The sequence below is a fragment of the Candidatus Fermentibacter sp. genome (assembly GCA_030373045.1).
Classification (GTDB): Bacteria; Fermentibacterota; Fermentibacteria; order Fermentibacterales; family Fermentibacteraceae; genus Fermentibacter.
Map to the genome: position 1 here is coordinate 1 of JAUCPW010000047.1, position 16,446 is coordinate 16,446.

The 16,446-nt window shown below is 66.0% G+C and carries 19 protein-coding genes; 2 read left to right on the forward strand and 17 right to left on the reverse strand.

Annotated features, from left to right (window positions below; translation table 11 throughout):
* Window positions 1–53: 53 nt before the first annotated feature.
* Genes QUS11_07975 through QUS11_07990 form a run of 4 tightly spaced genes read right to left on the reverse strand, consistent with a single transcriptional unit; the run spans window position 54 to window position 3,959 of the window.
* Entirely contained in the window at window positions 54–1,136 is a 1,083-nt protein-coding gene (locus QUS11_07975; protein MDM7993235.1) for a hypothetical protein, read from the reverse strand.
* 56 nt (window positions 1,137–1,192) lie between these two features.
* Window positions 1,193–1,390: a sulfur carrier protein ThiS gene (gene thiS / locus QUS11_07980; GenBank protein ID MDM7993236.1), complete on the reverse strand. Its 198-nt coding sequence runs from the start codon at window positions 1,388–1,390 to the stop codon at window positions 1,193–1,195.
* Window positions 1,387–3,558, reverse strand: a complete 2,172-nt coding sequence (locus tag QUS11_07985; protein ID MDM7993237.1) for an aldehyde ferredoxin oxidoreductase C-terminal domain-containing protein — start codon at window positions 3,556–3,558, stop codon at window positions 1,387–1,389. The genes thiS and QUS11_07985 overlap by 4 nt, the downstream gene beginning before the upstream one ends.
* On the reverse strand, window positions 3,555–3,959 hold the full coding sequence (locus QUS11_07990) for a 4Fe-4S binding protein (protein ID MDM7993238.1): 405 nt from the start codon (window positions 3,957–3,959) through the stop codon (window positions 3,555–3,557). The genes QUS11_07985 and QUS11_07990 overlap by 4 nt, the downstream gene beginning before the upstream one ends.
* A gap of 238 nt (window positions 3,960–4,197) precedes the next feature.
* On the opposite strand from QUS11_07990, the gene thiF reads away from it, so the two are divergent.
* Window positions 4,198–4,905, forward strand: a complete 708-nt coding sequence (gene thiF, locus QUS11_07995; protein ID MDM7993239.1) for a sulfur carrier protein ThiS adenylyltransferase ThiF — start codon at window positions 4,198–4,200, stop codon at window positions 4,903–4,905.
* A 1-nt stretch (window position 4,906) separates the two neighbouring features.
* Window positions 4,907–5,524: a hypothetical protein gene (locus QUS11_08000; GenBank protein MDM7993240.1), complete on the forward strand. Its 618-nt coding sequence runs from the start codon at window positions 4,907–4,909 to the stop codon at window positions 5,522–5,524.
* A gap of 173 nt (window positions 5,525–5,697) precedes the next feature.
* On the opposite strand, the gene QUS11_08005 is transcribed toward QUS11_08000, so the two are convergent.
* The 13 genes from QUS11_08005 to QUS11_08065 form a co-directional block, all read right to left on the reverse strand.
* Entirely contained in the window at window positions 5,698–5,922 is a 225-nt protein-coding gene (locus QUS11_08005) for a hypothetical protein (GenBank protein ID MDM7993241.1), read from the reverse strand.
* Window positions 5,923–6,019: 97 nt separating this feature from the next.
* Complete coding sequence (locus tag QUS11_08010) at window positions 6,020–6,670, reverse strand: V-type ATP synthase subunit D (GenBank protein ID MDM7993242.1); 651 nt, start codon at window positions 6,668–6,670, stop codon at window positions 6,020–6,022.
* The gene (locus tag QUS11_08015; protein ID MDM7993243.1) at window positions 6,670–8,061 is read right to left on the reverse strand and encodes a V-type ATP synthase subunit B; all 1,392 of its coding nucleotides are present in this window, start codon (window positions 8,059–8,061) and stop codon (window positions 6,670–6,672) included. Before QUS11_08015 ends, QUS11_08010 begins: the two co-directional genes overlap by 1 nt.
* The gene (locus QUS11_08020) at window positions 8,061–9,845 is read right to left on the reverse strand and encodes a V-type ATP synthase subunit A (protein MDM7993244.1); all 1,785 of its coding nucleotides are present in this window, start codon (window positions 9,843–9,845) and stop codon (window positions 8,061–8,063) included. Before QUS11_08020 ends, QUS11_08015 begins: the two co-directional genes overlap by 1 nt.
* Complete coding sequence (locus QUS11_08025; protein ID MDM7993245.1) at window positions 9,842–10,192, reverse strand: V-type ATP synthase subunit F; 351 nt, start codon at window positions 10,190–10,192, stop codon at window positions 9,842–9,844. Before QUS11_08025 ends, QUS11_08020 begins: the two co-directional genes overlap by 4 nt.
* 6 nt (window positions 10,193–10,198) lie before the next feature.
* Window positions 10,199–11,176: a V-type ATPase subunit gene (locus tag QUS11_08030; protein ID MDM7993246.1), complete on the reverse strand. Its 978-nt coding sequence runs from the start codon at window positions 11,174–11,176 to the stop codon at window positions 10,199–10,201.
* Window positions 11,173–11,772, reverse strand: a complete 600-nt coding sequence (locus QUS11_08035) for a V-type ATP synthase subunit E (GenBank protein MDM7993247.1) — start codon at window positions 11,770–11,772, stop codon at window positions 11,173–11,175. Before QUS11_08035 ends, QUS11_08030 begins: the two co-directional genes overlap by 4 nt.
* A gap of 9 nt (window positions 11,773–11,781) precedes the next feature.
* A complete protein-coding gene (locus tag QUS11_08040) occupies window positions 11,782–12,225 on the reverse strand; it encodes a V-type ATP synthase subunit K (protein MDM7993248.1) in 444 nt (147 codons plus the stop codon).
* Window positions 12,222–14,243 carry a V-type ATPase 116kDa subunit family protein gene (locus QUS11_08045; protein ID MDM7993249.1) on the reverse strand — a complete coding sequence of 674 codons (2,022 nt, stop codon included), beginning with the start codon at window positions 14,241–14,243 and terminating at the stop codon, window positions 12,222–12,224. The genes QUS11_08040 and QUS11_08045 overlap by 4 nt, the downstream gene beginning before the upstream one ends.
* Window positions 14,244–14,247: 4 nt before the next feature.
* Window positions 14,248–14,562 (reverse strand): hypothetical protein, encoded by a 315-nt coding sequence (locus QUS11_08050; protein MDM7993250.1) that lies wholly within the window; start codon window positions 14,560–14,562, stop codon window positions 14,248–14,250.
* A gap of 163 nt (window positions 14,563–14,725) precedes the next feature.
* Window positions 14,726–15,055: a polymer-forming cytoskeletal protein gene (locus tag QUS11_08055; GenBank protein MDM7993251.1), complete on the reverse strand. Its 330-nt coding sequence runs from the start codon at window positions 15,053–15,055 to the stop codon at window positions 14,726–14,728.
* 57 nt (window positions 15,056–15,112) lie between these two features.
* Window positions 15,113–15,442, reverse strand: coding sequence for a hypothetical protein (locus tag QUS11_08060; protein ID MDM7993252.1), 330 nt, complete (start codon window positions 15,440–15,442; stop codon window positions 15,113–15,115).
* 25 nt (window positions 15,443–15,467) lie between these two features.
* The gene (locus tag QUS11_08065) at window positions 15,468–16,445 is read right to left on the reverse strand and encodes an asparaginase (GenBank protein ID MDM7993253.1); all 978 of its coding nucleotides are present in this window, start codon (window positions 16,443–16,445) and stop codon (window positions 15,468–15,470) included.
* Window position 16,446 lies beyond the last annotated feature (1 nt).

Below are 16,446 nucleotides of genomic sequence, written 5' to 3' on the forward strand. Positions count from 1 at the left end.
GGGGGGGGGGCGCCCCGCCCCCCCCCCCCCCCGCTATTTCCGGCTCCTGGGGATCAGCCCCCGTACATCTCGAGCATCTGCTCCTGTATCCAGAGAATGGCCTCCGCCAGCGTGGCGACGTCGATCCCATGGCCGCCCTCGAACTCCGCCATCACCGCGTCGCACCCCAGCGAATCGAACAGGGCGAAGGCCCTTCTGCCCTCGTCGGGCTCCACTATCCTGTCGGAGGTCCCGTGGGCCACGAAGATCCGCAGATCCCTCGAAGACGGCGGTGCGGAGAGGAACGGCCCGGGATCCTCGACGTAGCCGCCGAAGCCGATGACACCATCTACGATCCCCGCGTTCTCGAAGCCCGCGAGGAACGCGAGCGCGGCCCCCTGGGAGAAGCCCAGGAGCCAGGTCGACGAGGGAGCGAAGGCGGCCTGCATCTGGAGAGCCGTGTTCCTCACCAGGAGAGACGAGAGCTCGATGGATCCGGCATAGGACATGGTGTCGGCGTCGGACCACGTCGACCAGCTGAACGCGTCCTCCCCGCCGGCCGAAATCGAGTATGGCGCCTCGGGGACGGCGAAGATGAACCCCGGGGATTCGATCCTGCCGTAGAGTCCGAGGAAGTCGGCCGCATTCCCGCCGTACCCGTGGAGTCCGATGACCAGGGGATACGCAGCCCCGGGGGTGTAGTCGGCCGGCAGGAGCACCCTCACCGGGACGAGGCTCGGGACCTCGACCATGAACTCCATCCCGGCCCTGTCTTCGCTCGAGACGGCCATGAGGCTGTCGAGCACGGAGGAGAACGAGGCGTCGTCACGCACCAGGTCGAAGTCGGGGTCTTCCGAGGCGAACCCGGCATCGTCGAATCCGGCTGCGGCAGCAGCCCTCAGGTAGGCTGCCGACATCCCGGCGTCGCCCATCAGGCCGAAGCAGCAAGCTGCGTTGTAGATCGCAGTGGAGTTTCCCGTGTCGTGCCTCAGGAGCTCTACATACGCAGATGCCGCCGTCTCCCAGTCGGACGCGTCATAGGCATCCCTGGCGGCCGTCTCCAGCGAATCCAGGTCCACCGAGAGGAATGCCCCGCCCGTGGGGTCGATATCCGAAGATCCCGCAACCACCGCTGCCAAGACGAGGGTCAGGATCATCTCTCCTCCATGCCTGCTCCGGGCAGGGCCCGGACGGGCGGCATCGGGCGCGGCCTTCAGCCGCCGCTCATCAGGTGCATGACGTCTACATCGGAACCATCGGGAACCTGCGCCTCTGCGTAGTCGCCCCTGGGCACGAGACGGCCGTCGATCCTGACGACGAGGAGAGGGAAGGTGAACCGCCTCTCCTCGAGGACGTCCCTCACCGTCATCCCCTCTCGCCAGGGGTGGGGGGAACCGTTCACGGTGATCATTCCAGGAGGGGTTTCACTACCTCCAGAACCTCGGGATAGTCTATGCCGAGGTCGTGGAGGGTCTCGACGGTCGGCACGCCCTCCCTGGTCCAACCCTTCCTCTTGTAGACGGCATCGAGCAGCTTCTCGTACCTGTCCTCGCGGTATGCTCTGAGGGCTGCGACCTTCCCGGGCGTGCCCATGCCGGAAGGGTCGATGCCGACCTGCTCCTTGAGCTGCTTGTCGTACCTGTCCGCCCGGGACTCGTACTCCTCGACGGTTACCGGACCCATCATCCTGTAGGGCGGCCAGTCGTCGATCCGACGGCCCTTCCCCATCCTGATGCAGAAGACCTTCTGGAAATTGTAGACCCGCGCCGACTGCCGGATCAGCCCGTCCCTGTCGAGGTCGTTCCCGGTGATCGCCTTGTAGATCGCGAGATAGTTCTCGACGTGCTCGGGGACCTTGGCGGGCTCGTCGGTGGACGCGTTGTCGGCGGGCTCGATGTCGTTCCACGGGAGCTTGCAGAGGCCCTGCAGGCCGAACCAGGTCCTGAACATCGGGAAGTAGTAGAGCGCCTCGGCCTTGTCCTCGAATGTCGGGATCCTGTTGTTCACCATGTCCATGAAGATGAGCCAGGCCTCGTCGTGCTGGGGGCCCTTGAGGGCCATGCTGTAGCCGCCCTGCTGCGCGAGGGACTCCTTCGACACGTACTGGGAGTACTCGAGCCCCTTGCACTCGCAGCCGATGTCCTGCAGGAGCTTCGGATCGGCTCCGTAGTGCTCCGCGAAGTACTTCTTCATCCCGCGGACGCCGAGGCCGGCCACCAGGCCGAATCCCTCCCCTCTGCCGATCCTGTGGAGCAGCTCTAGCACTGCCGGGCCGTTGCCCCAGGTCATCTCGAGCCCGCCGGTGCGGGTGGAGTCGAGCACGCCCTTCTCCCAGCATTCCATGACGAAGGCCGTGGAAGTGCCGAAGGAGATGGTGTCGAGCCCGTAGGTGTCGCAGTAGAAGTTCAGCTCCATCACGACCCTGGGATCATAGACCCCGATGTTCGAGCCGCATCCGGCCACCGTTTCGTACTCTGGCCCGTCGACCGTGACCTTGTGCCCCCTGTAGGGCCCTGTCGCCAGTTCGAACCCGTCGGCGGCCTTGGCGCAGGCCATGGTGCAGCCGTACCAGCAGCCGTCTGGGAGGCCGTGGGTGACCATGGCGGAGAAGGCATGGGAGTCGAGGCCGGGAGAATCGGGGCTGCTGCCGAACTTGTAGTTGCGGGTCGGGAGGAGGTCGTATTCGTCCATGATCTCGGTGAGATGGGCCGTCCCGATCTCCCTCATCCTGCACTGCTGATCGTCGAGGGTGACGATCTCCCTGTGCAGCTTCAATCCCGTCTCCTGGAGGCCGGCCAGGTCGGCCGGATTGTTCGAGGAGACATCGAGACCGGAATACCTCACGACGAGGGCCTTTATCTTCTTGTCGCGGAAGACGGTCCCTATGCCGCCCCTGCCGGCCTGCTTCAGCCTGGCCACCTTCCTTCGCTTGTCGTAGAAGGAGAAGTTCAGGCATCCGATGAGGGCATGCTCGGCACCGGTGCCGGCCGACACCGACGAGATGTGCTGTCTGTCCTTCTCGTCGCGGGAGAACATGGCCACCATCTGCTCCGCGAGGACGTGGCTGTCGACGGCCTCGCCCGGGGCCTCGAAGATGCTTACCACACCATCGTCCCCGTCGATGAAGACTATCACGTCCCTGTCGGCCTTGCCCTGAACCTCCAGGGCGTCGAACCCGGCGAACTTCAGGAAGGGCCCGAAGTAGCCCCCGACGTTGCAGTCTATCGGGATCCCCGTCGTTGGGGAGATGGATACGACGAGGGACTTGCCCGAGCCGGGATAGTTGGTGTTCCCGCAGACCGGCCCCATGGCGATGTTGATCTCGTTCTCGGGATCGTCCCACTTCGTCGAGGGGTTCACGGCATCCCACAGGAGCCTCAGGCCGTATCCCTTCCCTCCCGTGAACTTGGCCCTCATGTCGGCCGAGACCGGCTTCTCGGCGATGCGTCCGTTCCCGACGTTCACATAGAGGGTCCTGTCGTTGTAGCCCCTCACGACAGGCCTCTTCTCGTATCTGAACTCCGAGACGGGCCGGTGCCCCGCCTCGAGCCCTGCGATGTCGAATCCGCTTTCCGTCATGATCTCTCCTCGACTACGATGCCGATCGCTCCAGTGGGGCATTTGCGTGCGCAGGCGCCGCAGGCGATGCATTTGAACGGGTTCGCCGACCCGGGATAGTGCCTGATCGCGCCGATGGGGCAGACGGCAACACAGGCGAGGCATCCCACACACAGCTTCCTGTCCAGCATCACCACGCCCTGGGACGAGACGGTCAGGGCCTGCACGGGGCATTCGGCGACACAGAGCCTGCAGGTCTGGTCGCAGACCGTGATCTTCGAGCCGCTATCGGAGGGGGTCACCGAGATGCACGACCGGGCCGGGTCGTCGACCTTGAAGAACAGGGTCGAACAGGCCGTCATGCAGGCCCCGCACCCGATGCACTTCGAACTGTCGCTGGCGAGTCTCTTCACGGACGGCACGGCATACCTCCGCTCCCGCGGCGTCTCTGCGCCGGAGGCGATGATGGTGTGGACCGAAGGCGCGGAACCTTCCGGGCGGTGGGTCTGTCGCCCGGCGGCTCCGCTTCCGCTATACCGGATCAAACCTAGCTTCCGGCGCCGGATGTGGCAATACTGTCGGGTCGTCAGCCGTGCAGTACGGTGTCGCGACGGACATGGAGCGCCGGCGGGATCACGGCCGGGCGGCTGGAGGATTCACGTGGCTCTGGAGAAGGATTCCGGCGAATGGATGGATGCGCTGCCCGGAAGCCCGGGCGGAATCGGTGAAGAGGTCTTCATCGACAACCCGCCCGGCGTGCGCCGAGCGCTTTCAGCCTCCACCGCGGGCATCGCGGGCGCAGGCGGGATAGGATCGAATGTCGCGATGCTTCTCGCGAGGGCCGGGATCGGCCGTCTCGTGGCAGTCGACCACGATTTCGTGTCAATGCGCAACCTGAACCGGCAGGCCTATTTCGCCGACCAGGTCGGCATGCCCAAAGTCGAGGCCCTCGCCGAGAACATCCGCAGGCTGGGAACCGGGACGCAGTTCCGGGCGGTCGCGGAAAGGCTCGTCCCCGGCGGATTCTGCAGATACTTCGAGGGGTGTTCGATACTGATCGAAGCGCTCGACGATGCGTCGACCAAGGTGCAGGCTCTCGAGGAGTGGCTCACGGAGATGAAAGGGACGCCGATCGTCGCGGTCTCAGGCATTGCAGGCGCGGGGGATCCCGGCGGGATAAGGACCGAGAGGCACGGATCCGTGATCCTGGTCGGGGACCAGTCGAGCGATCTGTCGCTTGGTACCCTCTCCGCGAGGGTGTCGCTGGCCGCCTCCATCATGGCCTGCGAAGCGGTGTCCGTCCTGCTGGGGATGTGCCGGGACGATGGCGGGAGCTCGTCGGTTACACGATCTGGATCGGAGGTATGAGATGAAGCCCGGAAGGTGCGTCGCGCTGCGCGGCGGCTCCCATGAGTCGAGGCTCGCCTGCGCCGTCTCGATGGCCCGTACGTGTTCGGAGAACGACGGGATCACGGTATCCTTCGCCGGAGCCTGGAACAGCACCGGGGATCCCGATCCCTACAACAGCTATCCCTTCGAAAGCCTGACCCTGATCGCGCCGGAGGCCAGGCTGACGTACGTGCGTCCGGGGATCGATCCGGAGTCCTTCGACGACTACGCCGCGATACCGGCCGATCTGACCCTCGTGGACCTGCCCGGAACGGACCTGCCCTGGGTGGCGCTCGATGCCGGAGCAGCCATGAAGGGGTGTCTGGCAACCTGGGGGTTCGACTCTCCCGGGTTCCCCAGGCTCGACGGGCTGTCGCACGGCGTGACGCTCCACCTGCTGGGAATCGCTGCCGGAACCGAAGGCCGCATGGGCAGGAGCGCCCCCATCGGCGGAGTCAGGCTGTGGATCGGTGGGACGCCGATCCCCCTCTCGGGTTATCCGGGGAGGGTCATCAGCGAAGTGGTGATGGCTCTGGTGGGGACCCTCCACGGAGCCGGTGCGAAGGGGGACGTCCGCATCGAGGTCGATCGCCCCTGACCGCCCCCCGGCCCCGGTTCCCGGCTCCCCAGAACGCTTTTGACTCCTTAAACTTTCTCCGATCCCCCCCGACCTGCTCCAGACGGACAAAGGAGAAAGTTAAAGGAGTTAAAAGCGTTCTGGATGAAGAAGGGGGGCCGGTGAAGGCCCCCCTCTCTATCGGATAGCCTGATCTACTTCTTGGTCTTGCAGCCGCCGCACTTGCCTACGGTCTTGGGGGCTGCGGCCTTGGCGGGGGCGGCCTCCTTCTTCGCCACCTTGGCGGCTATCTTCTCGGCCTTCTCCACCTTGTCCGTCTTCACCGCCTTCTCGACCTTCTTGGCTGCGGTCTTAGCCGTCACCTTCGGTTCCTTGGCAGCCTTGACCGGGGCCTTCTTGGCAACCTTCGCTTCGGCCATCTCCACCCTCCAGAGCGGAACGAACAGACCGGCCCGGAGCACCCGGGCTTGATGGTAAATTACGGTCCTGTAGAGATATGTCAATCAAACCAGGCGCTCAGGACGGCCCTCCGGGCCTCGCGGCCTCCCGCTTCTGCTCGGCCATCTTCTTGACTTTCATCAACCTGGTGAGATTTCCCCGCTCTATCTCTTCGAGCTTCAGCCTGATCGCGGACACGGCGCCCTCCAGCTCGGGGATGAGGATGTACTCCAGGGCGTTGACCCTCCGCCTGGTCCTGTCGATCTCGGACGCGAGTATCCCTATCGCCTTCTCCTGCCCGGCGAGGCGGACTATCCCGGGCAGCACGCGGGCGAACACCTCGAGGGATGCATCCAGCTCGGGCGTGGTGTCGAGCATGCCGTAGTTGTGGATGCCGCCCTCCATCGTGACGTCGAAGACCGGCAGCGTCAGGTTCATCACCTTGCGGGTGGAGCTCTTCACGACCGCGACGGCCCCGGGGTAGTCGAGTGCGTCGGACAGGGCTTCCCGCCTCATCGAGGCCCTCGCGAACATGAACTCCCTGTAGGCCTCGCGGAGTTCGGCCTCGATCCTCTGACGGGCGCCCATGTACTCGGCGATGAGGATCTTGAACTGCCTCATCAGCTCGTCGAGCTTGTCCTTCAGGAGCTTGTGCCCCCTCCGCGCGAGGGCCGCCCTCTTGCGGAGCTGCTGGAGCTCCATCCGGGTAGCCCTGACGACGACCGCCATCAGGCGCCTTCCCCGGCCGGCCAGTACCTGTCGAGGTACTCGGGCCTGATCCTCTTCATCTCCTCCCTCGGAAGGAGCTTGAGGAGATCCCACCCGAGATCGAGCGTCTCCTCTATCGTGCGGTTCTCGCCCTCTTCCTGGCTGATGTACCGCCTCTCGTACTCCTCGGCGAAGCGCAGGTAGTCCTGGTCCAGGGGGCTGAGGGCGGCCGTGCCGAGGATGACCGCGAGTTCCCGGGCGTTCTTCCCTGCCGAGTAGGCCGCCATGAGCTGGTTGAAGAGGTCGGCGTGGTCTTCGCGGGTCTTGCCGCGTCCGATTCCCTTGTCCTTCAGCCTCGAGAGCGACTCCATCACGTCCATGGGCGGGTAGACGCCCCTCTTGTGCAGCTCCCTGTTGAGGATGAGCTGTCCCTCGGTGATGTATCCGGTCAGGTCGGGAATCGGATGGGTCTTGTCGTCCTCGGGCATCGTCAGGATCGGTATCTGCGTGATGGAACCCCTGCGCCCCTTCACCCGGCCTGCCCTTTCGTAGATCGTCGAGAGGTCGGTGTAGAGGTAGCCGGGGTAGCCCCGCCGCCCGGGGACCTCGCGGCGCGCGGCCGAGATCTCGCGCAGGGCGTCGCAGTAGTTCGTCATGTCGGTCAGGATGACCAGGATGTGCATGTCCTTCTCGTACGCCAGGTACTCCGCCGCCGTCAGGGCCAGCCTCGGCGTGGCGATCCTCTCGATCGCCGGGTCGTCGGCCAGGTTCAGGAAGACCACGGCCCTGTCCATGGCGCCCGTCGACTTGAAGTCGCGGATGAAGTAGTCCGCCTCCTCGAACGTGATGCCCAGTGCGGCGAAGACCACGGCGAAGCTCTCTCCCTCGCCGAGCACCCTGGCCTGCCGCGCGATCTGGGCGGCAACCGCCGAGTGGGGCAGGCCGCTGGCGCTGAAGACGGGCAGCTTCTGCCCGCGAACGAGGGTGTTGATCCCGTCGATCGAGCTCAGCCCTGTCTGGATGAACTCCGCGGGATAGTCCCTCGCGTACGGGTTGAGCGGGGATCCGTTGATGTTGATCATCCTGTCGGGCACGACGGGAGGCGAAGTGTCGAACGGAGCCCTCGGGCGGCCCTGCCCGTCGAACACCCTGCCCAGCATCGTCTCCGAGACCCCCAGCTCGACGCTCTTCCCGAGGAACCTCACGACGCTCTGCGTAATCCCGACTCCGCTGGAGCCCTCGAAGAGCTGCACGAGGGCCATCGCCCCGTTGACCTCGAGCACCCTGCCGTGGCGGATCGTGCCGTCGGGGAGCTCTATCTCGGCCAGTTCCTCGTACGTGACGCCAGACACGTTCTCCACGAACATCAGCGGGCCTGCGATCTCGACTGTGGTTCTGTACTCGCGGATCATCAGGCACCCTCCCCCGCGCGCCGCGCAGTTTCGAGCAGCCCCTGGATCTCTGCGTCCGCGGTTTCGTGGATCCGGTCTATGTCGCCGAGTCTGTCCTCGGGCATGTACCGGGCCCTGGCAACGGACTCGCGGAACGGGAGAGAGAAGAGGTCCCTCGGCGCCGCACCGGCCCCGAGAGCCCCTGCGAGGGACTCGTGGATCCTCATGATGAGACCCAGGAGGCGGACCTGCTTCTTCATCGAGCAGTACGTGTCGACCTCGTGGAATGCGTTCTGGTGCAGGAAGTCCTCGCGGATCGAACGCGCGGTGAAGAGGGTGAGCTGGTCGTCGGGGGAGAGCGACTCGGCCCCGACCAGCCTGGCTATCTCCTGGAGGTTGGCCTCGTCCTGCAGAAGGGCCATCGCCCTGTCGCGGAGGGATGACCAGCCGTCATCGAGCTCCTTCGAGTACCATCCGTCGAGGTTGGCGGTGTACAGGGAGTAGCTCTCGAGCCATCCGATCGCGGGGAAGTGCCTCATGTACGCCAGCCTGGCCTGCAGGCTCCAGAATACCTTGACGACCCTGAGCGTGGCCTGCACCACGGGGTCCGAGAGGTCGCCGCCCGCGGGGCTCACGGCTCCCACGACGGTGAGGGCTCCCTCCCGCTCGCCTGCACAGAGACAGTGCACTTTCCCGGCCCTCTCGTAGAATTCCGCGATCCTCGTTCCGAGATAGGCGGGATAGCCCTCCTCGCCCGGCATCTCCTCGAGACGGCCCGACATCTCCCTCATGGCCTCGGCCCACCTGGAGGTCGAGTCGGCCATGAGCGCCACGGAGTAGCCCATGTCGCGGAAGTATTCGGCTATCGTGATGCCGGTGTAGACGCTGGCCTCGCGCGCCGCGACGGGCATGTTGCTGGTGTTGGCGACCAGCACCGTTCTCAGGATGAGGGGCTTGCCGCTCCGGGGGTCGAGGATCTCGGGGAATTCCTGGAGCACGTCCGTCATCTCGTTGCCGCGCTCGCCACAGCCGACGTAGACGACGATCTCGGCGTCGGCCCACTTGGCGAGCTGGTGCTGGATGACCGTCTTGCCGCTGCCGAAGGGCCCCGGCACGCAGGCCGTACCGCCCTTGCCCAGGGGGAAGAAGGCGTCGATGACCCTCTGCCCGGTGATCAGGGGCTCGGAGGGCGCCATCTTCCTCAGGACCGGCCTCGCCTGCCTGACGGGCCACTTCTGGTGCATCCTCACCTCGGACTCCCCGCCCTGGGCGGTCTTCACCCTGGCCACCACCTCGTCGATGGTGTACGAACCGGCGGGAGCGACCCAGGACAGAGTCCCGGACAACCTGGGGTGGATCATGATCCTGTGCTCGACCACGTCCGTCTCGGGCACCGTGCCGATGATGTCCCCGCCCGAAACCGCGTCGCCGGCGCGGGCCGACGGCCTGAACTCCCACTTCTTCCCGTGATCGAGCCCCGGGATGTTGACGCCTCTCGATATCCAGTCTCCGGACTTCTCCCTGACCTTGTCCAGCGGTCTCTGTATCCCGTCGTAGATCGAGGAGAGGAGACCGGGCCCGAGTTCGAGGGAGAGAGGCTCCCCGGTGCTGTAGACGGGGTCGCCCGGCCCCAGCCCCCAGGTCTCCTCGTAGACCTGGATCGAGGCGGAGTCGCCCTTGATCTCGATGATCTCGCCCAGGAGCCTCATGTCCGAGACGTACACGACGTCGTACATCCTGGCCTCGGGCATGCCGCCCGCGACTACCAGCGGGCCGGCGACCTTCCTGATGGTGCCCTTTGTCATCGGCTGGAACCCTCCGCGGGCTGTCTGTCCTCGGCCATGAGATCGACGCCCACTGCTCGCGTTATCTGTCTTCTGATGGTCTCTCCGCCGCGGCCCGCGGAACCGGAGATCCCCGGCAGCACGATGACCGCCGGTATTGCCCTGGCTGCCGTCTTCTCGATCTCGTCCCGGAGATGGTCGAGCACGGCCTCCGTTACGATTATCACAGCCGCCCCGCCGTTCACGGAGTTCCTGAAGGCCCTGGCTGCCTCCTCGGCCCCGGAGGGATTGGAGACCGCCACTCCCAGGGCCCTGAAGCCCAGCGAGGAGTCCGGGTCGCCTATGAACGCGATGCCCTGCCCATGCATGAGTGCCTACCCCCTGGGGAGGCGCCGCTGGAGGCGCGCCCTGTCGATCCCGGCGGATTTCGCCGAGAGCAGGATCCTGAGGTGCGAGATCTCCATCTCCCTCTTGAGGAGGAATGCGGCCAGGGGCGCGGGGCCGAACAGCTCGAAGGACCCGGCGTCGAGCATGTCCATGAGGATCCTGTCCGACTCGCGCTCGAGCTCGAGGAACGACCTCGAGGAGACGGCTTCGCGCACGAGCGGCCCGAGTCGTTCGAGATTCCCGGTCTCCGATACGAGATCGGGGAGGGTGCCTTCGAGCGCGGCTGCCGCGAGTGCCTCACGGGAGGCCGAACCGCCGGGGAACAGGGCGCCGGGGGTGACTCCGGCCCTCCTGCCCGATGAGACGAGCCTGAGGCAGATCATCAGGTTCCTCATGTCCACTAGGGCTTCGAGGAAGCGCCTGAATCCGGGCTCCATGCCCGGGAGTTCCTCGAGTTCGAGTTCGACTGCCATGGCGTCGAGCACCGAGTCGATCTCGAGGGGCGTCGGGGAGGGCATGCCGGAGAGCTTCTCCGCTGCAGACGCCATCGCCCGCGGCAGGAGCGCACGCGCTCGCTCGTCCGCGAGCGCCGCCTCGAGCACGGGGTGTTCGAACATCCCAGGCCTCTCGAGCTCGGGAATCGCACCTGCAGGGCCGCAGAGCGCCGCCTTCCAGATGTATCGGGCGTTCCTGGCGTCGCGCCTGTGGAGTATCCCCCTGACAAGGCCCTGATCCTCGGCCAGCTCGACCAGCTCCTGTTCGGTGGCGGCCTGGGCCGCGTCGAACACCGACTCGAAGGAACCCTGCGCAAGGCCGGGGAACCTCCCGTACCAGGTGTCGGCCAGGAGCCTGGCGGCCTCGGCCCCGTCGACGGCGGAAAGGAGCATCTGCCATGTCCGCGCGTTCAGGAGGTCCTTCTCGAGGGCGCCGACCCTGCCGTTCGGGAAGAGGTAGAGGTTCCTCATCCCTTTGTCCCGGATGCGGCGTCGGCGATGAGCGGGGCGAGCTGCATCACGATCCGCTCGCGCTCGAGCGAGGCGAGCATGGAGAATGTCGCGTTGAGGCTCACTCCGCCAGATGTCAGAACGACACCGCCCCTGCCCGCGTGCCGTACGGAAGACAGGTGGAAGTTCCTGCCCCCGCCCGAGGCCCCGGCCAGGAGGGCGGGCGTTATCCTGCCCTCGTCGCCCGGGGAGATGGACACCTCGACATCACCGGTCATGGTGCAGGATGCGAGTATCGAGGAGATGAGCTCGCCGTACTGTTCCGGCGGGAGTCCGGCAAGCCTGTCGACTGCGTTCGAGATGGCCCGGTCCAGGAGCATCCTCTTCTCGTTCTCGACGAGACGGCCGGCTTCGCTCGCGGCGTGGAACCTCAGCCTCGCCTCCTGTTCGGAGGCCTCCCTCGAAATCCTGTCGAGGCTCCGCGTGAATTCGTCCTCGAGCTGCCTCCGGGCGGCATCCAGGGCCTCCCTGCGCTCGGCATCGGCAGCCCCGGCGATCGACTCGGCCTCCTTCGCGGCATCCTCCCTGATGCGTTCGGCGATGGCTTCGAGAGACATCCCGCCCGCCTAAGGCAGCATGAGGAAGGAGACGAGGAAGCCGAGGATGGCGTAGAACTCGACGAAGACGGCCAGGATCAGGCCCTTGGTGGCATCCGCAGGCTGCTTGGAGGCGAGGGCCACGCCTGACACGCCGACCTTTGCCTGGTGGATGGCGGAGAGCAGCCCGGTGAAGGCGACGGGGAGCCCGGCAAGGAAAGCCTGCAGCGCGAAGGTGGATGTGATCTCGGCCTGCGCCTGGACCTTCTGCAGGAGCAGGAACGCGATGACGAAGCCGTAGATGCCCTGCGTACCCGGGAGGGCAACGAGCAGGAGGAGCTTTCCGAACTTCTTGGGATCGACGCTGAGCACTCCGGCGGCCGCCTGGCCGACCATTCCGACGCCTATGGCGGAGCCTATGCCCGCCAGAGCGGCGGCCAGGGCAACACCGGAGTATGACAGGAACTCGTTCACCTGCTACCCCCTTCGGGATTCTTCCGGACGATGTTGACGTACTGCGGTCTGTAGCGCAACGGGGAGAAAGGGGCCCCCGTACCCTCGTAGAACTTGCCGAAGAACTCGACGAACTGGAGCCTCGCGGTATGGATGAAACCGCCGAGGACGGACATCGCGATGTTGAAGAGGTGCCCGCCTATGAGCACGGGGATGGTGATGAGGAGCCCCACCCCGGGGATGTCGGTACCCGGCAGCATGCGGGAGATCTGGTTCACGACGGTGGCTATGATGCCGCCGGAGAGCGAGAGGGCGAAGAGCCGCGAATAGGAAAGCGCGTCGGCGAGCAGGTTCACTATGCCATAGGCGGCCATGGCGCCCAGCCCGACCTTCCCGAAACCCTTCGCCTCGCGGCCGCCCATGACGAAGATGAGCACCGCGCCGGCGAGGAGGCTCATCAGGAAGACGCGGTCGAGCGGGCCCGAGCTGTCGTACAGGACACCCACCAGCAGGTAGTGGTTGAAGAGCCACGGGAAGAGCCCGAGGGTGGAGAGAATCCATCCCGTCTGCTCGAGGATCACGGTGAGCCGCTCTCCCGCCTTCCAGCGCTTGACGAAGTTCACGACCACGCCGGCGAGGAGCTGCACTATGCCGAGGGCCATCGTGGTGTAGAGGAACTGCATGGAGGTGCTGTAGGCGGCGCCTCCGGGCACCAGGGAATCGAGAAGGCGCGCCGGCGCGGCGAGGAAGGCGGGCAGGAGCGCCCTGTCCATCCCGAACCAGCCGCCGAAGAAGACCCCGACCACTATCGCGGCCAGGCCGCCCTGGAAGAGGATTCCGAAGAGCCGGTTCCTCTGTCCCCTGCGCCTGGCGGAAAGCAGCCCGAGTCCCGAGATGAGGGCGAGGAACATGCCGTATCCCGCGTCGCCTATGCATATGCCGAGGAAGAGCGAGTAGAACGGGGCCATCAGGGGCGTCGGGTCGGGGTCGGACGGCGAGGGGCTGCCGAACATCTCGGTGAGCATCATGTACGGGTCGATCAGTCCCGATTCCGTCGCGGCCGAAGGCGGGACCTCGCCCTCCTCCGGCTCGATCCGTTCGAGGAAGGCATCGCCGAGTCCGGAGATCGATTTCTCGAGCACTCCGAGATCGCGGTTCCGCACCCAGCCTCGAATCAGGAACAGCCTGTCGCCCCGGAGGCCCGATCCGGCGGCCGAAAGCCGCTCGAGGAGCATGCCTGCGGCATCGCGCAGCTCTTCGAGAGCCGGGAGATCCGCGGCCAGTCCGGCCGCCTCGGTCCTGAAGGCCTCGATGCGCTTCTCGAGGGCCTTCCTGCGGAGTTCGGAGGCTTCCAGGAGCTTGCGCACGCCGCCACGGCGCGCAGCGAAGTCGACGGCCGAGAATCCCAGCCGGACGATCTCCTGGCGGACCTCCTCGGGAGCGCCGTCGTGAGTGACGACGAGTAGTCTTGCCGGTTCCCTGCGGGTCGACGGCCCGGCAGGCTCGACGGATAGAAGCGGTTCGGAGCGTCCGAGCCCGATCAGTCCGGGCGCGTTCTCGGCCGGGCAGAAGCCCGCCTGGGCGGTGAAGGAGCCGTGCCTGCCGAGTTCGTCGATCGCGCAGGGAAGGCCGGACCAGCCTTCGAGGAAAGAGATCTCCTCGACGGTCTCCCGCAGGTCGCCGCTGCGCTCGGAGATCAGCATGGCGATGCGCCAGGCGCGCCGCGCCCTCCAGAGCAGTTCGTCGTCTTCGAGGAGGGCGGAGAGCCTCTCGGCCGGGACGCTCCTCGGGACGGCCCCCATCCTCTCGGAGAGACCGGGCTTCGGCACGAACTCCCTGAGGAAGCCGATCACCGCTTCGAGTTCGTCGATCTGCCCCGCGAGCATGGTGGTGTCCGTGCCGGCGGGAAGCAGCCAGTCGTGTCCTTCCTCGCGGGAGACCGGATGGAAGGAGCCGCTCGATTCCAGGACGGCGACCATACCGTCACGCGCGGAGGAATGACAGACCGCCTGAACCTTGGAGACGCTGTCGATGGCCAAGCCGCTACTCCCGCCCCGTCAGACGGCCGGACAGGATCTCGTAGGCCCTTCCGGAGATCTCGTCCTCCCGCATGCGGAGTGCCGCCACGGCACTCTCCGCCTCCTTCATCAGCCTGTCCCTCTCGCCGGCCACAGCGCCCTGCACGGCCGAATTCCTCTTCCCGGCCTCGGATGCCACCCGGCGCACCAGTTCCTCGCGCAGGGAGGCCGTCTCGTCCTTGATGCCCGCCCTCACCGATGCCGCCTTGCGCCTTGCGTCCTCGAGAATCTGCCGGGCTTCGTTCTCGGCCTGTCTAAGGATGTCGAGGGAGCCAGTCAAACCGGTTCCGCCTTTCGATGAAGTCGACACTCTGCATCATCGACTTGTGGAAACCACCTTCCAAATCCCTTTAGATGGCAGGCACAAATGCAAGATATCAAACGCTTTGTCTGGTTCTGCACAACTCGGGGGGCTTTTCCACATTTTCCACACGGGACGGATGTCAGGATTCGTGCTCCCCCTCGGGGCGCATGCGGCAGTTGCCCTCGAAGAAGACACCGTCCTCGATTATCAGAGACCTGGTGAATATGTCGCCCTCGACCCTGGATCCATGCTGGAGCTCGAGCTGCCGGTCGGCACGGACCGTGCCGATTATGGTCCCGCCGATTATCGCCTGGGTCGCACTCACGTCGCCCCGGATCAACCCGTCGTGGCCTACCGTGAGGGTCCCGGAGACGTCGATCTGGCCTTCGACCGTGCCATCCACACGCAGGCCCCCGTCCATCCTGAGAGTCCCGTTGAAGACGCTTCCCGACCCGACGATGGAGTTCATCGAGGACGCGCGTGATGAATCGTCACGGCCCATTGCCAGCCTCCCAGGCCCACCCCCTCAGGGGCCGGCCAGCTCGGAAATGTTCTCGAGCCTCTCGCGTACGAGCCTGATCTCGCCCAGCTCGGCCTCGATCGAGTCGAGTCTCGCCTCCAGGCCGCGGGTCTCCTCGAGCGAATCCTCCAGCGCCTCGATCCTGTCGGCCAGGGGTCTGCTCCCGATCGACCCGGCCACCCCGAGCGCGATGATCAGGATTGCACCCAGGAGGATCAATATAGTCAAACCCGCGCCGACGCGCAGAAGCAACAGGCGGGTGCCGGAGAACTCCATCTGCCTGGGCGGCTTTCCGCTGTGGGGGATCAGGGAGATGGTCAGCCCGCCGCCAGACATGAATCCTCCAGTCCCGCGCGTGCGGTCACAGCCGCTCCAGGAGCGCCGAAACGGCCTCCCTGTCGAGCCCGGCACCCAGGGCGGCCATCAGGAAGAGCCTCAGCTTGTGTCCGTGCATGTCTCCAGCCAGCATCGCGCCCCGGGATGCGAGGTCGGACCCTCCGCCGGGATAGCCGTAGACCCCGAGGACGCGGCCCACATAGCATCTGCTCACTACGGCGACGAGCATGCCGTGACGGACGGATTCCCCGACCTCGTCGGCCACGTCGGGTGGCACGTTACCCCTGCCGAAGGCCTCGAGCACCACGGCCCTGTCGCCGGACTCCCGGCAGAAGCGCAGTTCGCGCGCACCGAGCCCGGCGGCCGTTCGCACCAGGCCGACCCTCTCGTCGAGGTACAGCTCGCCGGGAGGCAGTTCCAGCCTCCAGCACGGCCGGTTCACGAGGAAGACCCTGTCCTCGTCCACGAAGCCGAGGGGGCCGTAACCGGGAGAAGCGAAGCTGCTCACGTTGCTGGTGTAGGTCTTCGTCACCCTTCCCGCCGCGTGGATCTCGTCGTTCAGTACGACCGCAACTCCGAAATTACGAAACTCCGGACATGTGGCGGTCAGGATGGCTCCCCTTAGGTTCCTCGGACCGTCCACGCCGAGTTCCGAGGAACTCCTCATGGCGGCCGTGAAGACCACCGGGCACGAGCTTCCCAGGCTGACGTCCGCGAGGAATGCGCTCTCCTCCAGGGTGTCGGTGCCATGTGTCACGACTATCCCGTCGAACATGCCGGAGGCCGCCAGCCCGCCCAGGAAGCGGCACAGTTCCGCCATGCGGGAAGGCGTCATATGAGGGCTCGGCAGTGCGAAGAGCTTGAACTGCTCGGTCTCGTATCCGGACGGAACGGCCCCCTCGGGGGGGCGGCCCGGAGCCGTGCCGGACTCGTCGATGCGGAACCCGGAAGGCCCCGGGACCATGTCGATGGTGCCTCCCGTGGAGACTATCGCCACTCTCATC

What these genes read in the sequence shown, in the direction of transcription:
- QUS11_07975 (MDM7993235.1), bottom strand. Translation starts at nt 1,136, where the DNA reads ATGATCCTGACCCTCGTCTTGGCAGCGGTGGTTGCGGGATCTTCGGAT.
- thiS (MDM7993236.1), bottom strand. Translation starts at nt 1,390, where the DNA reads ATGATCACCGTGAACGGTTCCCCCCACCCCTGGCGAGAGGGGATGACG.
- QUS11_07985 (MDM7993237.1), bottom strand. Translation starts at nt 3,558, where the DNA reads ATGACGGAAAGCGGATTCGACATCGCAGGGCTCGAGGCGGGGCACCGG.
- QUS11_08000 (MDM7993240.1), top strand. Translation starts at nt 4,907, where the DNA reads ATGAAGCCCGGAAGGTGCGTCGCGCTGCGCGGCGGCTCCCATGAGTCG.
- QUS11_08005 (MDM7993241.1), bottom strand. Translation starts at nt 5,922, where the DNA reads ATGGCCGAAGCGAAGGTTGCCAAGAAGGCCCCGGTCAAGGCTGCCAAG.
- QUS11_08010 (MDM7993242.1), bottom strand. Translation starts at nt 6,670, where the DNA reads ATGGCGGTCGTCGTCAGGGCTACCCGGATGGAGCTCCAGCAGCTCCGC.
- QUS11_08015 (MDM7993243.1), bottom strand. Translation starts at nt 8,061, where the DNA reads ATGATCCGCGAGTACAGAACCACAGTCGAGATCGCAGGCCCGCTGATG.
- QUS11_08020 (MDM7993244.1), bottom strand. Translation starts at nt 9,845, where the DNA reads ATGACAAAGGGCACCATCAGGAAGGTCGCCGGCCCGCTGGTAGTCGCG.
- QUS11_08025 (MDM7993245.1), bottom strand. Translation starts at nt 10,192, where the DNA reads ATGCATGGGCAGGGCATCGCGTTCATAGGCGACCCGGACTCCTCGCTG.
- QUS11_08030 (MDM7993246.1), bottom strand. Translation starts at nt 11,176, where the DNA reads ATGAGGAACCTCTACCTCTTCCCGAACGGCAGGGTCGGCGCCCTCGAG.
- QUS11_08035 (MDM7993247.1), bottom strand. Translation starts at nt 11,772, where the DNA reads ATGTCTCTCGAAGCCATCGCCGAACGCATCAGGGAGGATGCCGCGAAG.
- QUS11_08055 (MDM7993251.1), bottom strand. Translation starts at nt 15,055, where the DNA reads ATGAACTCCATCGTCGGGTCGGGAAGCGTCTTCAACGGGACTCTCAGG.
- QUS11_08060 (MDM7993252.1), bottom strand. Translation starts at nt 15,442, where the DNA reads ATGTCTGGCGGCGGGCTGACCATCTCCCTGATCCCCCACAGCGGAAAG.
- QUS11_08065 (MDM7993253.1), bottom strand. Translation starts at nt 16,445, where the DNA reads ATGAGAGTGGCGATAGTCTCCACGGGAGGCACCATCGACATGGTCCCG.